The 14,838-nt window shown below is 74.4% G+C and carries 12 protein-coding genes, 1 tRNA gene and 1 pseudogene; 9 read left to right on the top strand and 5 right to left on the bottom strand.

Annotation, left to right across the window (positions count from 1 at the left end):
• Positions 1–61: 61 nt before the first annotated feature.
• The 9 genes from LG379_RS14845 to LG379_RS14885 all read left to right on the top strand — a co-directional run bounded on the left by LG379_RS14845 (position 62) and on the right by LG379_RS14885 (position 8,568).
• Complete coding sequence (locus tag LG379_RS14845; RefSeq protein ID WP_225755426.1) at positions 62–544, top strand: DUF501 domain-containing protein; 483 nt, start codon at positions 62–64, stop codon at positions 542–544.
• 79 nt (positions 545–623) lie between these two features.
• Positions 624–1,592: a Ppx/GppA phosphatase family protein gene (locus LG379_RS14850; RefSeq protein ID WP_225755380.1), complete on the top strand. Its 969-nt coding sequence runs from the start codon at positions 624–626 to the stop codon at positions 1,590–1,592.
• Positions 1,593–1,610: 18 nt separating this feature from the next.
• Entirely contained in the window at positions 1,611–2,495 is an 885-nt protein-coding gene (locus LG379_RS14855) for a uracil-DNA glycosylase (protein WP_225755381.1), read from the top strand.
• A 228-nt stretch (positions 2,496–2,723) separates the two neighbouring features.
• Entirely contained in the window at positions 2,724–4,148 is a 1,425-nt protein-coding gene (locus tag LG379_RS14860) for an NAD(P)/FAD-dependent oxidoreductase (RefSeq protein ID WP_225755382.1), read from the top strand.
• Between the two features lie 55 nt (positions 4,149–4,203).
• Positions 4,204–4,277, top strand: a tRNA-Leu gene (locus tag LG379_RS14865).
• A gap of 153 nt (positions 4,278–4,430) precedes the next feature.
• The gene (locus tag LG379_RS14870; protein ID WP_225755383.1) at positions 4,431–5,252 is read left to right on the top strand and encodes a Bax inhibitor-1/YccA family protein; all 822 of its coding nucleotides are present in this window, start codon (positions 4,431–4,433) and stop codon (positions 5,250–5,252) included.
• 157 nt (positions 5,253–5,409) lie between these two features.
• On the top strand, positions 5,410–6,840 hold the full coding sequence (locus tag LG379_RS14875; protein WP_225755384.1) for a cystathionine beta-synthase: 1,431 nt from the start codon (positions 5,410–5,412) through the stop codon (positions 6,838–6,840).
• A 227-nt stretch (positions 6,841–7,067) separates the two neighbouring features.
• Positions 7,068–8,063, top strand: coding sequence for an acetylxylan esterase (locus LG379_RS14880; protein WP_225755385.1), 996 nt, complete (start codon positions 7,068–7,070; stop codon positions 8,061–8,063).
• Positions 8,064–8,160: 97 nt separating this feature from the next.
• Positions 8,161–8,568 carry an FKBP-type peptidyl-prolyl cis-trans isomerase gene (locus tag LG379_RS14885; RefSeq protein WP_225755386.1) on the top strand — a complete coding sequence of 136 codons (408 nt, stop codon included), beginning with the start codon at positions 8,161–8,163 and terminating at the stop codon, positions 8,566–8,568.
• Positions 8,569–8,657: 89 nt separating this feature from the next.
• Here the strand turns inward: LG379_RS14885 and LG379_RS14890 are convergent, their stop codons facing one another.
• From LG379_RS14890 to msrA, 5 genes and pseudogenes are all read right to left on the bottom strand, one after another.
• Positions 8,658–9,992, bottom strand: a complete 1,335-nt coding sequence (locus tag LG379_RS14890) for an FAD-binding protein (protein WP_225755387.1) — start codon at positions 9,990–9,992, stop codon at positions 8,658–8,660.
• Positions 9,989–10,681 (bottom strand): response regulator transcription factor, encoded by a 693-nt coding sequence (locus LG379_RS14895; RefSeq protein ID WP_225755388.1) that lies wholly within the window; start codon positions 10,679–10,681, stop codon positions 9,989–9,991. Before LG379_RS14895 ends, LG379_RS14890 begins: the two co-directional genes overlap by 4 nt.
• A complete protein-coding gene (locus LG379_RS14900) occupies positions 10,678–12,045 on the bottom strand; it encodes a sensor histidine kinase (RefSeq protein ID WP_225755389.1) in 1,368 nt (455 codons plus the stop codon). Before LG379_RS14900 ends, LG379_RS14895 begins: the two co-directional genes overlap by 4 nt.
• 987 nt (positions 12,046–13,032) lie before the next feature.
• Positions 13,033–13,944 (bottom strand): annotated as a pseudogene (locus LG379_RS14905) (ABC transporter ATP-binding protein); the annotation flags it as partial.
• Between the two features lie 177 nt (positions 13,945–14,121).
• Positions 14,122–14,748, bottom strand: coding sequence for a peptide-methionine (S)-S-oxide reductase MsrA (msrA, locus tag LG379_RS14910; protein WP_225755427.1), 627 nt, complete (start codon positions 14,746–14,748; stop codon positions 14,122–14,124).
• Between the last annotated feature and the right edge of the window lie 90 nt (positions 14,749–14,838).

A 14,838-nucleotide genomic window follows, 5' to 3' on the forward strand; every position in this document is an offset into this window, starting at 1 on the left:
GGCGGTCGCCGAGGAGCCGGGCACCGGCGCCTCGGGCAGGACCGGGCCCGGCGCGACCGAGGTGGTCACCGAGGCGGACGTCGCCACGCTGACCGCCCAGCTGGGCCGGCCCCCGCGCGGCGTCGTCGGCATCGCGGCCCGGTGCGTGTGCGGCCGGCCGACGGTCGTGCGCACCGCTCCCCGGCTCCCGGACGGCACGCCCTTCCCCACGACGTACTACCTCACCCATCCGCGGGCGGTGGCGGCGGTCTCCACGCTCGAGGCGTCGGGGGTGATGAGGGAGATGACGCAGCGGCTCGAGGACGACCCGGAGCTGGCCGACGCGTACCGGCGGGCGCACGAGCACTACCTGCGCAGCCGCGCGGAGCTCGGCGAGGTGCCGGAGATCGCCGGCATCAGCGCCGGCGGCATGCCGGGCCGGGTCAAGTGCCTGCACGTGCTGGTCGGGCACGCGCTCGCCGCCGGTCCCGGCGTCAACCCGCTCGGTGACGAGGCGCTGGCCCTGCTGGCGGAGCACTGGCGGCCGGACGTCTGCACCTGTTGACGCGGCATCGTCGTCGGCGTCGTGTGCGGCTGCTGAGCGGGCGCGACCCCGGCGCTCGACGGGTGGCACGCTTGCGGCCATGACGCGTGTTGCGGGCATCGACTGCGGGACCAACTCCATCCGTCTGCTGGTCGCGGACGTCGACCTCGGGGCCGGGACGTTGACCGACCTGGAGCGGACGATGGAGGTCGTCCGGCTGGGGCAGGGCGTGGACCGGACCGGCCGCATCGCGCCCGAGGCGCTGGAGCGCACGCTCGACGCGAGCCGACGCTACGCGCGCCGCTGCGAGGAGCTCGGCGTCGAGCACGTCCGCTTCGTCGCGACGTCGGCCTCGCGGGACGCGGAGAACCGCCAGGACTTCGTCGACGGCGTCCTGGACGCGCTGGGTGTCGAGCCCGAGGTGATCAGCGGGCACGAGGAGGCGGAGCTGTCCTTCCGCGGGGCGACCGGCGTCCTCGCCGGCAGGCACCTCGGGCCGTTCCTCGTGGTCGACCTCGGCGGCGGCTCGACGGAGCTCGTGCTCGGGACCACGTCGGTCGTCGCCGCGCACTCGATGGACGTCGGCTGCGTGCGGATGACCGAGCGCCACCTGGCCGGCGACCCACCGACACCCGAGCAGGTCGCGGCGGCCAGCGCGGACATCGAGGCGGCGCTGGACGCGGCGGCGCGGGACGTCCCCCTCGGTCGCGCCGCCACGCTCGTCGGGCTGGCGGGCACCGTCACCACCGTGACCGCGCACGCGCTCGACCTGGACGCCTACGACCCTCAGGTCATCGACGGCTCCCTGCTGCCGGTGGACCGGGTGCTGACGTCCTGCCGCGAGCTGCTCACGATGAGCCGGGCCAAGCGGGAGCGCCTGCCGTTCATGCACCCCGGCCGCGTCGACGTCATCGGGGCGGGGGCGCTCGTGTGGTCGGCGGTCGTCGCGCGCGTCCGGACCGAGGTGGCCCGGTCCGGCGGGAACCTGCGGACGGTGGTGACCTCCGAGCACGACATCCTCGACGGCATCACGTGGAGCGCGGCGGAGCGGTCGGCCGACCGCGTCTGACCCGGGCATCATCGGGGGATGCCACCCACCTCCCTGCCGGACCCGCGCCTCCTGCCGCACCCGCGGACCGGCGCGGGGTTCCCCTCCCCGGTCCCCCCGGGCACGGGCTGGCCGGGGGACCCGGCCCACCCCTCGACGCCGGTCGCCACGACGGCTGACGGCGTCGCCGCGCTCGCGGACGCGGCGCCCGACCTCACGGCGCTCGACGAGGCGTCGTCGGTGTGCCGGGCGTGCCCACGCCTCGTCGCGTGGCGCGAGGAGGTCGCCGTCGTCAGGCGTCGGGCGTTCCGGGACCAGCCGTACTGGGGGCGCCCCGCGCCGGGCTTCGGTGACCCGGCCGCGCGCCTGCTCGTCGTGGGGCTGGCGCCGGCCGCGCACGGCGCGAACCGCACCGGCCGGCTGTTCACGGGGGACCGGTCGGGGGACTGGATCTTCGCGGCGCTGCACCGTGCGGGGCTCGCGTCCCAGGCGGAGTCCGTGGACGCCGCGGACGGCCTCACGCTCACGGACGTCCGCATGGTGCCCGCCGTGCGCTGCGCCCCGCCCGACAACGCGCCGCTGCCGGTGGAGCGGGACACCTGCGCGGGGTGGTTCCGGCGCGAGGTCGAGCTGACGGCGGGCACCGTCCGCGCGGTGCTCGTCCTCGGGGCGTTCGGCTGGCGTTCGATGCTCGGCGCCGCCCGCTCGTTCGGCTGGGAGGTCCCGCGGCCCGCGCCCGTCTTCGCCCACGGCGCGCACGCCCCGCTGCGCCGGCCCGACGGCGTCGTGGTGCACCTGGTGGGCAGCTACCACGTGTCGCAGCAGAACACGCAGACGGGCCGCCTGACGGAGGGGATGCTCGATGAGGCGATCTCGACCGCGGTCCGTCTCGCGCGGCACCCGGAGCCCTCCGCGGAGACCTGACCCCCTCTGCCTCGAGCGCCCACCTTGTGTGGAGAGCTCACCGCGTCTCGCGCGGGTGACCCTCCACGGTGTGTCGCTGCCGTGGCGGGCCCGGGCCGGCTGCAGGTGGAGCGCCGGGTCGGAGACCGGCGAGAGGTGCGCGAGACATGGGACGACTGTGGCCCGACTCACGGTCCGAGCCGTGAGAAACGCTTGTGAAGTGTTTCACAAGAGCGCATCCTGGGACCTATGGCCTCCACGACCGACGCCGTGCTGCCCTCCGGCGCCCCCCGTCCGCGCAAGGTGCCCCGCATCGTCGTCCTCGGCGGCGGGTACGTCGGCTTCTACACGGCGCTGCGCCTGCGCCGACGGCTCGGTCGGCGCGACGCGGCGATCGTCGTCGTCGACCCCCGGCCCTACATGACCTACCAGCCCTTCCTGCCGGAGGCGGCGGCCGGCTCGCTCGAGCCGCGGCACGTCGTCGTCGCGCACCGGCGTGAGCTCGACGGCGTCGACAGCCTCACGGCACGCGTCACGCAGATCCGGCACGCCGACCGCACGGTCCGCCTCCAGCCGGACGAGGGCGAGGCGTACGAGATCACCTACGACCACCTCGTCGTCGCGCTCGGCTCCGTGGCCCGCACGCTCCCCATCCCGGGCCTGGCGGAGGAGGCGATCGGCTTCAAGCAGGTGGAGGAGGCCATCGCGCTGCGCAACCACGTGCTCAGCAAGATCGACCTGGCCGCCTCCACGTGGGACCCCGACCTGCGCCGTCGCCTGCTGACGTTCACCTTCGTCGGCGGCGGCTTCGCAGGCATCGAGGCGATCGCCGAGGTCGAGGACATGGCCCGCGACGTCGTCCGGTACTACGACTCGCTGTCGATCGACGACCTGCGCTTCGTCATGATCGAGGGTTCCACCCGGATCCTGCCCGAGCTCGGGGAGGAGATGGGCGGGTACGCGCTGGAGCAGCTGCGCAAGCGGCACATCGAGGTGCACCTGTCCACGTTCCTCAGCTCGTGCGTGGGCGGGCACGTCGTCACGTCGACCGGGCTCGAGCTGGACTCCGCGACCATCGTGTGGACCGCAGGCGTCCGTGCCAACCCCGTGCTGCAGGACTCCGACCTGCCGCTCGACGCGACGGGCCGGCTCATCGCCCTGCCGACCCTCCAGGTCGCGCACGAGGACGGCACGGTCGTCGAGGGTGCCTGGACCGCCGGCGACTGCGCCGCCGTCCCGGACCTCGCCAACCCCGGCATGCTCTGCTCGCCGAGCGCGCAGCACGCCGTGCGTCAGGCGCGGCACCTGGGCGACAACCTGGCGCGGGCGCTGCGCAGCGCGCCCGTCGAGCCCTACAAGCACAAGCACGTCGGCACCGTCGCGTCCCTCGGCCTCGGCAAGGGCGTCGCGCAGGTCTACGGCGTCAGGCTGCGCGGCTGGCCCGCCTGGTTCATGCACCGGACTTACCACATGGCCCAGATGCCGACGATGAACCGCAAGGTCCGGATCGTGCTCGACTGGACACTCGCGATGTTCTTCCGCCGCGAGATGGTGGCGCTGGGCCGCCTGCACGACCCGCGCGCCGAGTTCCGCGAGGCCTCGGCGCCGCGGCCGAAGGCGACGCCCCAGCCCGCGGACAAGTCCCGGGGCGCGACGGCACCCGCGACCGTCTGAGGCGTCCGGCCGGTCGGGCCGACGACGGCGCCCCTGGCAGGATGGCCTGCGCGTCGCCCCCGTAGCCCAACCGGCAGAGGCAGCCGGCTTAAACCCGGTCCAGTGCGGGTTCGATCCCCGCCGGGGGCACGCCACGCCACGCCCGCCAGACTGTGCGCCACCTCTCGCCGCGCGCGGGAACTCCGGCGGGGCCCGTCGCGTTCCCTAGGATGTAGTGAACGGCCAGCGACAAGTGTCCGCCCGCAAACCCGCGGGCGGAGGCCGCCGCGACCAGGAGGTTCCGTGTCCAACCCAGTCCTGAGCAACAACGCCGTCTTCGGCGAGCGTCGCGGCCGGGGGGCTGCCCAGGCCCCGTACGGTCAGCCGCAGCGGAACCCGTACGGCGAACCGCAGTACAGCCCGGCCGAGCTCGAGCAGATGTACGGCTCGCCGTCGGCCACCACGCGTGACACCGGCCGCCTGACGTACGACGACGTCATCGTCAAGACGGCGGGCCTGTTCGCGGTGCTCCTGGTGACGGGCGCCCTGACCTGGATGCTGGCGCCGGGGCTCTTCTTCATCGGGATGATCGTCGGCCTGGTCCTCGGCCTGGTCAACGCGTTCAAGAAGAACCCCAGCCCGCCGCTGATCATCGCCTACGCCGCGGCGCAGGGAGTCTTCCTCGGCGGCATCAGCTACATGTTCGAGGCCCAGTGGCAGGGCATCGTCCTGCAGGCCGTGCTCGCGACCGCGTCGACCTTCGCCGCCTCGCTGGTGCTCTTCCGCTCCGGGAAGATCCGCGTGACGCCGAAGTTCACGCGCTGGCTCATCATCGCGATGTCCGGCTACCTCGTCTTCTCGCTGGTGAACTTCGGCCTGGTCATGTTCGGCGTCCTCGACGGCTTCGGCCTGCGCGAGGGCCCGTTCGGCATCCTCATCGGCCTCTTCGCGGTCGGCCTCGCGGCCTTCTCGCTCATCGTCGACTTCGACGCGATCAAGCGCGGTGTCGAGCAGGGCGCCCCGGCGAAGTTCGCCTGGACCGCGGCGTTCGGTCTCATGGTCACGCTGGTCTGGCTCTACGTCGAGTTCCTGCGCCTGCTCGCGATCCTGCGCGGCAGCGACTGACGTCGGCAGCCAACCTCCCACCCGGACCGCCCCGGTGCCTCGTGCACCGGGGCGGTCCTGCGTCACGGGCCGGTGGCCGCACCGGACGACGCGGTACGTGCGTCCCGTTGCCTAGAGTGGGCGCCGCAGACCACCCCTGCCCCGAGGAGCCCGCGCCGTGACGTACGCCCAGCACATCTCCGAGCTCGTGGGCGGCACGCCCCTGGTCCAGCTGACGTCCGTGACCCAGGGGCTCGCGGCGACCGTGCTGGCCAAGGTGGAGTACCTCAACCCCGGCGGCTCCGTGAAGGACCGCATCGCGCTGAAGATGATCGAGGCGGCGGAGGCGTCCGGCGAGCTGCGCCCCGGCGGCACGATCGTCGAGCCCACGAGCGGCAACACCGGCGTCGGCCTGGCGCTCGTCGCCCAGCGCAAGGGCTACCGCTGCGTCTTCGTCTGCCCGGACAAGGTGTCCCAGGACAAGCGTGACGTCCTTGCGGCCTACGGCGCCGAGGTCGTCGTCACGCCGACGGCGGTCCACCCCGAGGACCCGCGCTCGTACTACTCGGTCTCCGACCGGCTGGCGCGCGAGATCCCCGGCGGCTGGAAGCCCAACCAGTACTTCAACGTCAACGGCCCGGCGAGCCACTACGAGTCGACGGGGCCCGAGATCTGGGGCGACACCGACGGCACCGTGACCCACGTCGTCGTCGGCGTCGGGACCGGCGGCACCATCACCGGGACCGGCCGCTACCTCAAGGAGGTCAGCGCCGACCGTCCCGCCGACGCAGGCGGCCCCGTGCGCGTCGTGGGCGCCGACCCGGCCGGCTCGGTGTACTCCGGCGGTGACGGCCGCCCGTACCTCGTGGAGGGGGTCGGCGAGGACTTCTGGCCCGGGGCGTACGACCCCACCGTGCCTGACGAGATCATCGCCGTCACCGACGCCGAGTCGTTCGCCATGACGCGCCGCCTCGCGCGGGAGGAGGGGCTGCTCGTGGGTGGCTCGTGCGGGATGGCCGTCGTCGCCGCGCTGCGCCTCGCGGAACGGCTCCAGCAGGAGGACCCCGAGGCCGCCGCGCGCGCGACGATCGTGGTGCTCCTCCCCGACGGCGGTCGCGGCTACATGTCCAAGATCTTCTCCGATCGTTGGATGCAGGAGCACGGCTTCCTGGCGGAGGAGGTCGGTGCCGGGCAGGACGCCGGCGCCGGTCCGTCCGTCCGCGCCGTCGCCGAGGCCGTCGTCGCGCGCCGCGCCGGCGTCTTCCCGCACGTGCGCGCCGACCAGTCGGTCGGCGACGCCGTCGCGGCGCTCCGGGAGCAGGGGCTGCCCGCGGTGCCGGTGGTCACCGCGCCGGTGCCGGTGAGGCTCGGCGAGGTGGCGGGCTCGGTCAGCGAGCGTGGCCTGCTCCGTCTCCTCGCCGACGGCGGCGCACCGTCCGACCCGGTCGCCGACCACCTGGAGCCGGCCCTGCCCCTCGTCGGGCACGGCCAGAGCCTCACGTCGTTGCGGGCGGCGCTGAGCGATGCCGTCGCCGTCGTCGTCACCGCCGACGGCAACCCGGTGACCGTCGTCGGCCGCGCCGACCTCCTCGCCGACCTCACCCCGTGACCCGGTCCGGAGCGTCGGTCCGCCGCGCCGCGCCGCCCATGGCGAGCTAGCGGGTTCTCCTCCAGGCAGCGGGTCGGAACCCGCTGTCTCGCGTCGCACCCGCTGTCTCGCGGTGGGGGAGAGGGAGCAGGCGGCCCACGCGCTGGTGGGCGGTGCGTGGTAGAACGATTTCCGCTGCCGGAGGCGAGTCGCCTCGGGACCGTGGCGACCGTCCGTGAGGAGATGCCGTGCCCCTGATCGACCTGCCCGTCGAGGAGCTCCGCCGTTATCGCGCGCCGCTGACAGAGCCCGACGGCCTCGACGACTTCTGGGCGGGGACGCTGGCCGAGGCACGCTCGCACGACCTGGCGCTCGTCGCCGACCGCGTCGACGTCGGCCTGCCGCTGGTCGAGGTGCGGGACGTGACGTTCGCGGGGTTCGGCGGGCACCCCATCAAGGCGTGGCTCACACGCCCTGCCGGAGCGACGGGGGACCTGCCCGCCGTCGTCGAGTACCTCGGCTACGGCGGGGGCCGGGGCCTGCCGCACGAGCACACGCTCTGGGCCGCCGCCGGGTACGCGCACCTCGTCATGGACACCCGCGGCCAGGGCAGCGGCTGGGGCTCGGGCGGCGCGACGGCGGACCCGGTGGGCGCGGGCAACGCCACGCCGGGCGTCATGACCCGCGGCGTCGAGGACCCTCGCGACCACTACTACCGGCGCCTGTTCACGGACGGGGTGCGCGCCGTCGAGGCGGCCCGGGCGCTGGACGGCGTCGACGCGTCGCGGGTGGCGGTCAAGGGGATCAGCCAGGGCGGCGGCATCGCGCTCGCGGTCGCCGGGCTCGTGCCCGACCTGGTCGCGGTGATGCCCGACGTGCCCTTCCTGTGCCACGTCCGACGGGCGCTCGACGTCACCGACGCGTTCCCGTACCAGGAGCTCGCGACCTACCTGTCGGTGCACCGTGACCGGGTCGAGACCGTGCTGCGGACCTTCGACCACCTCGACGCCCTGCACCTGGCCCGTCGCGCGACGGCGCCCGCGCTGTTCTCCGTCGCGCTGCGGGACCGCACGTGCCCGCCGTCCACGGTCTACGCGGCGCACAACCACTACGGAGAGCTGACGGCGGAGCGCGGCGGCACGCGGCCGACCGCCGAGATGGTCGAGTACCCGTTCAACGAGCACGAGGGGGGCCAGCAGCACCAGCTCGCGCGGCAGCTGCGCTGGTTCGCCGAGCGGCTCTGACGCGCGCGCACCTGCCCAGGTCCTCCCGCCCCGGATGGGGCACGATGGACGACGGCCGCGGCTCGACCGCGCGGCGAACCGACACGAGAGGCGACCCATGCCCGAGAACCTGCCCACCGCGTCCGGCTCCTTCGGGGACAAGCCCGTCCTGACCTTCCCCGACACCCCGGCACCGCACGACCTCGCCGTCCACGTCCTGCACCAGGGCTCGGGCGACACGGTGGAGGCCGGGGACGACATCGAGGTCAACTACTACGGCCAGGTGTGGGGCGGCCGGATGTTCGACAACAGCTACGACCGGGGCTCGTCCATCTCGTTCGGCATCGGTGTCGGCCAGGTCATCGCCGGCTGGGACGAGGGCCTGGTCGGCCAGCAGGTCGGCTCCCGCGTCCTCCTGTCGATCCCGCCGCACCTCGGCTACGGGGAGCGTGGCATGCCTGCCGCGGGGATCGGTGGCTCGGACACCCTGGTCTTCGTCGTGGACGTCGTCGGCACGCGCCACTGACCTCCTGCGCCACCGACGCGCGCTCCTGGGGCGCGCGCCCGGCGTGCCCGCAGCGGCCCGGTCCCCCCGTGTTGGACCGGGCCGCTGCGTCACCCCACCAGGCCGTGCCGCTCGAGGAACGCGTTGTGGAAGCGGCCCTGCGGGTCCAGCCTCGCCGCCAGCGCGCGGAAGTCGTCGAACCGTGGGTACGCGGCGCGCAGCGCGGTCGGGGAGCCCGCGCCGGAGACGGTGAAGAGCTTCGCCCAGTGCGGTCGCGGGGAGAAGGGACCGAGGGCCTCCTCGACGTGCGGCAGCAGCGCAGCGACCGCGTCGACGTCCAGACGCCAGGTGAAGTGGAACCCCACGGTCGGGCCCCCGTACGCGCCGCTGAGCCACTGCTGGTCGCCCGCCATGGTGCGGACCTCGGACACGAGCAGGGCGCCGGCCAGCCGGGGACCGAGCCGGCGCAGCGCCCCGATCGCGTCGACGGCGTGCTCCCGCGGGACGAGGTACTCGGTCTGCAGCTCCTGCCCGTGGCTGGGGGTGTGCTCCATGCGGAAGTGCGACAGGCGCTCGTGCCACGGTCCCGGCACGCCGAGCTGCGCGGTGGTGCTGCGCGGGTCCACGTCCTCCAGCGGGTGCAGCTCGACCGTCGACCGGGGCACACCGAGCAGGCTCGTGCGCGGCTCCCAGCCCGCCACCACACGACTCTTGCGCCACACCTGCCCGATCGCGCCGGAGCGCCAGTCGGTGAAGAGGCTGACGCTGTCGGCGCTGCCGGTGACCGCGTCGAGGTCGGCGAGCGCGTCGTCCCACGGCACGCCCGGGTAGACCTCCTGCGCCACGTCGAACGTCGGCTCGATCGCGAGCGTCACCGCGGTGACGACGCCCAGAGCCCCGAGCCCGACCACGGCGGCGTCCAGGTCGACGTCGGGGAGCTGCCGCGCCACCGCTCCGTCACCTGCCGCCTGCGCCGCGCCGACGCCGACGACCTCGCCGTCGGCGGTCACGAGCTCCAGGCCGCGGACCGCGGTCGCGAGCGTCCCGCTGCGGTCGCCCGAGCCGTGCGTCCCCGTGGCCACCGCGCCGGCGACGGAGATGTGCGGCAGGGACGCGAGGTTGTGGACCGCCCAGCCGCGCTCGTGCAGAGCCGCCGCGAGCGTGCCGTACCGCGTCCCGGCCGGTAGCCGCACGGTGCCGGCGTCGGCGTCGACCTCGATGTCGCCGGGCATCCGGTCCAGGCTGACGAGGGCGTCGCCGTCCGCCACATCGGTGAACGAGTGCCGGCTGCCGAGGGCACGCAGCCGCGGCTCGCGCACGACGACGTCACGCAGCTCCTCGAGCGAGCGCGGCTCGTGGAGCTGCTGCGCGCGGTAGGCGAGGTTCCCCGCCCAGTTCCTCCCGGCCGGGCCGGGTGCCTCGGCTCTCGCCGCGTCCTCGTTCATGCGCCACCCGCCAGTCCGGTCTCGTACGCCAGGACCACCGCCTGGACCCGGTCGCGCACGCCCAGCTTGGCCAGGATGCGGCCGACGTGCGTCTTCACTGTGGCCTCCGAGAGGAAGAAGCGCGCGGCGATCTCGGCGTTGGACAGTCCCTCGGCGACGGCGCGCAGCACCTCGAGCTCGCGCGGTGTGAGGCCCGACAGGCGCGGGTCGGGACCCGCCGCGCTGCCCGGCTCCGCCGACGCCGGCAGCCGGTCCGCGAACATCTCCAGCATCCGGCGCGTCACCCTCGGCGAGACCACCGCGTCCCCGGAGGCCACCGCGCGGATCGCCGCGACGAGCTCGGCAGGGCGGGCGTCCTTGAGCAGGAACCCGGACGCGCCGGCCCGCAGCGCGGCGAACGCGTACTCGTCGAGGTCGAACGTCGTGAGGATGAGGACGCGCACGCCGGGGTGCTCGGCGACGATGCGCTCGGTCGCGTCGATGCCGTTCATCCCCGGCATCCGGACGTCCATGAGGACGACGTCGGGGCGCAGCGCCGCCACCTGCGCGAGGGCCGCACGCCCGTCGCCGGCCTCGCCGACCACCTGGAGGTCCTCCTCGGCGTCGAGGACCAGCGCGAAGCCCATCCGCAGGAGGGCCTGGTCGTCGACGAGGAGCACACGGATCGGTGCCCCGGGCTGCGTCGTCATGTCCCCGTCCCCGTCCCCGTCCCCGTCGGTACCCCCGGACCCGTCGTCGTGCTGGCGCGGCTCGCGCCGTCCCACGGCAGGCAGGCGCGGACGCGCCACCCCGCACCGTGCGGGCCGGCCTCGACCCGCCCGCCGTACACCGCCGCCCGCTCGCGCATGCCGATGAGGCCCTGCCCGGCCCCTCCCGTGTCGGCGCGGGACGCGTCGGACGCAACGGCGGGGCCGGCGTCGATCACCTCCACCACGACGTCCCCCTCCTCGCGGCACAGCGACACGTCCACCCGGTCGGTGCCCGGGGCGTGACGCAGGGCGTTGGTGAGCGACTCCTGGACGATGCGGAACACGGCGAGCTGGAGGCCGGCGTCGGGCGGCAGCGGCGTGCCGAGACCCGTCGTCCGCACCGGGAGGCCCGCGGTCCGGAACCGCTCGACGAGAGCGCCGAGGTCGACGGCGCCCGGCTGCGGCTCGAGCGGCGCGTCGACGTCCTTGAGCACCCCGAGGATGCGCCGCATGTCCGCCAGTGCCGACCGCCCCGTCTCCGACAGCTCGTCCAGCGCGGCGCGGGACCGGTCGGGCGAGCGCTCCAGGGCGGCGGACGCGCCGTCGGCGAGGGCGATCATCACGGACAGGCTGTGCGCGACGACGTCGTGCATCTCGCGGGCGATCCGGGTGCGCTCACCGGCGAGCGCGAGCTGCGCCTGCCGGTCCCGCTCCCGCGCCACGGCGTTGGCCCGCTCGACCAGGTCCGCGAGGTGGACCCGACGGTTGCGGACGCTCGTGCCGATGGCCATCGCGGCGAGCGCGAAGACGAGGATCCCCGTCACCTCCGCCACGCGACCCTGCGGCGAGAGCGGAGCACCCGGGACGAGCACCTCCCGGTCCCCGATCGCGAGGATCGTGATCGCCATGATGCCGACGCCCGCCCCGGCGACGGGCCACGCGACCCGGCCCGGCCGCAGGGAGGCGACGGCGTAGAGCCCCAGGGCCAGGGCGAGGTCGAACCCCGTGAGGGCGTCGGTCAGGACCATCGTGAGCGACCCGAGCAGCGCGAGGGCGATCGCGACGGCGGCAGGCGCCCGCCGCCGCGCCGCGAGCACCGCGCCGCCGGCGAGCACGAGGACGACGGTGAGCGCGACCGGCCGGCCGGGCGTGGGGTCGAAGGCCGCCGCCAGCAGGCTGGGCACGGTGAACCACGCGACGACGACCGCGTCCATCGCGCCCGGGTGCCCCAGGAAGAAGCGGCGGAGCCAGCCGGCGCGCTGCGCGCCCTGGAGCGTGAAGAGGGTGCCTGGCGCGGGGGCTGCCACCACCGGCGACGCGGCGGGCGCCGTCGTCGGCCCGCTCGCGTCACCGGTGGTGCTCATGCCCTCACTCTCCCAGGCGGGTGCCCGGCGAGGTGCCCGTCAGGCGTCGCGCCGGCGCAGGAGGACGGCGGCGCCGCCCAGCAGCACCACGACCCACGCGAGCATGACGCCGTAGCCCTGCCAGGGCGTGAGGACCGCACCGCCCTCGTTCATGGTGTCGAGCATGGCCAGCATCGAGCCGTCGTACATGATCCGGGCGCCCGCGGTCGCGGGCAGGAACGGGCTGATGACCTCGAACAGGCGCAAGGGCACGAGCATGAAGACGTTCTCGATGACGAGCAGCAGGCCGACGACCGTCGCGATGGCACCGGCGGAGCTGCGCAGCAGGGCCCCGAAGCCGAGGGCCAGGAGCGCGACGGCGACGAGGTACAGCGGCAGGCCAAGAGCCATGCGGACGGTCTCGCCGTCGGAGAGGTCGAGGGTCGCACCGAGCGCGTCGTGGAACGGGAGCGTCGTGACGTAGGACAGGCCCATCGAGACGAGGCTGACCACGAGCGTCACCGCTGTGAGCACGAGCGCCTTCGCGGCGAGCGTCGGCAGGCGGCGCGGGACGGCCGCGAACGTCGAGCGGACCATGCCGGTGCTGTACTCGGTGGTGACGGTGAGCACGCCGAGCACCGCGACGACGAGCTGCGCCATGGAGACCCCGGAGGCGAGCAGCGTCACCACGTTCGCGGTGCCCGGGCCCGCCTGCGCCTCCGCGGGCGCCATGGACATGGCCCACGCGCCCAGGGTGTTGATCCCGACCATCGCCACGATCGTGACGAGGACGGTCCAGACGGTGGAGCGCACGGTGCGGAACTTGATCCACTCGGCCGCGACGACGCGCGGGAACGTGACCGGGTGGACGACGGTGCGCCCGGGTCTGGTCGGGGCGTGCCCGGACGGGGTGGTGGTGGCGAGCGTGGTCATCGCAGGGCGCCTTCGGTCGTCGGCGCGGTGGCGCCGGAGGGGGTGGGTGGGGTCGCCGGGGGTTGCCGTGCGGCCCGTCGCGGTCGGGTCGGCGTGGTACTCGACCTCGTCCGCCGTGAGCTGGAGGTACGCGTCCTCGAGCGACCCGTGGACGGGCGTGAGCTCGTGCAGGGCGATCCCGGCCGCGGCGGCGGCGTCGCCGATCCTCGCCGCGTCACCGCCGGTCACCTCGAGCAGGCCGTGCTCGGTGGAGGTGACGGCCAGGCCCTGGCGGCGGAGCACCTCCTCGAGCGGCCCCGCCTGCGGGCTGCGGACGCGCACGGTGGTGCCGGAGGCGAGGCCGACGATCTCCTGGACGGGCGCGTCGGCGAGCAGCCGGCCGCGTCCGACGACGACGACGCGGTCCGCCGTCACCGCCATCTCGCTCATGAGGTGGCTGGACAGGAACACGGTCCGGCCCTGGCCGGCCAGGTACCGGACGAGGTTGCGGACCCACAGCACGCCCTCGGGGTCCAGGCCGTTGACAGGCTCGTCGAGGATGAGCGTCGCCGGGTCGCCGAGCATCGCCGAGGCGATGCCGAGGCGCTGCCCCATGCCGAGCGAGAACCCGCCGACGCGTTTGCGGGCGACCGGACCTAGGCCCGTCATCTCGATGACCTCGTCGACCCGCCTGCGGCTGATGCCGTGCGTCGCCGCCATCGCCAGCAGATGGTTCTGCGCGGTCCGGCCGGTGTGGACAGCCTTGGCGTCCAGCAGGGCGCCGACCTCCTGCAGCGGGGCGCGGTGCTCGGCGTAGCGGCGGCCGTTGACGGTCACCGTGCCGGCGGTCGGCCGGTCCAGGCCGACGACCATGCGCATCGTGGTCGACTTCCCGGCCCCGTTCGGGCCCAGGAAGCCGGTCACCTTCCCCGGCTGGACCGTGAACGTCATGTCGTCCACCGCGGTCTTCGAGCCGTACCTCTTGGTCAGGCCCCGGGCCTCGATCATGTGTGTCCCCTCCTCTGGTTCGACATCTCGAACCTAGGCAGGGGCGCAGGACCGGGGGACCCCCTGCGGGCGTAACCTCACGCGCCGCGGCCGTACCTCTCGAGGATGATCTCGTCCGTCTCGGGGCGGGGGAGCGGGTTCCCGGCGCCTCGCGTCAGGAGGTTCCGGCGGGCGCGGTCAGGACGGCAGCGGGCACGCGACGCCGGTCGCGTGGACGGGGCAGTAGCCGTTGGGCACCTTGTGCAGGTACTGCTGGTGGTAGTCCTCGGCGTACCAGAACGTGCCCGCGTCCTCGACGGGCCGGATCTCCGTGGTGATGTCCCCGTAGCCGTTGCGCCGCAGCTCCGGGGCGTAGAGCTCGCGGGTGGTCCGCGCGAGCTCGGCCTGATCCTCGGTCGTGGTGAAGATCGCCGAGCGGTACTGGGTCCCGACGTCGTTGCCCTGCCGGAAGCCCTGCGTCGGGTCGTGCAGCGTCCAGAAGTGACGCAGCAGCTCGGCGGTGGGCAGCCGCTCGGGGTCGTACGCGACGAGGACGGTCTCGGTGTGGCCGGTCAGCGCCGAGCACACCTCGTCGTACGTCGGGTTCTCGGTGTACCCGCCCTGGTAGCCGGCGGCGGTCGTGACGACGCCGGGGAGCTGCCACATCTCCTTCTCCGCCCCCCAGAAGCAGCCCATGGCGAGGTGCAGCACCTGGGTGCCCTCGGGCCACGGGCCGCGCAGCGGCGTGCCGAGCACGGCGTGGGTCTCCGGCACGGAGTACACCGGCTCGGGGCGGCCCTTGAGGGCGCGCTCCGCGGTGACCATGGTGGTGCGCATCGTGGAGCCGAACAGCGATCCGAACACGGGGTTCCCTCCTGCAGACGGCGTCGGGCGACGCTCGCGCGTCTCCCGGGC

The organism is Actinotalea sp. Marseille-Q4924 (assembly GCF_916618755.1).
GTDB lineage: Bacteria > Actinomycetota > Actinomycetes > Actinomycetales > Cellulomonadaceae > Actinotalea.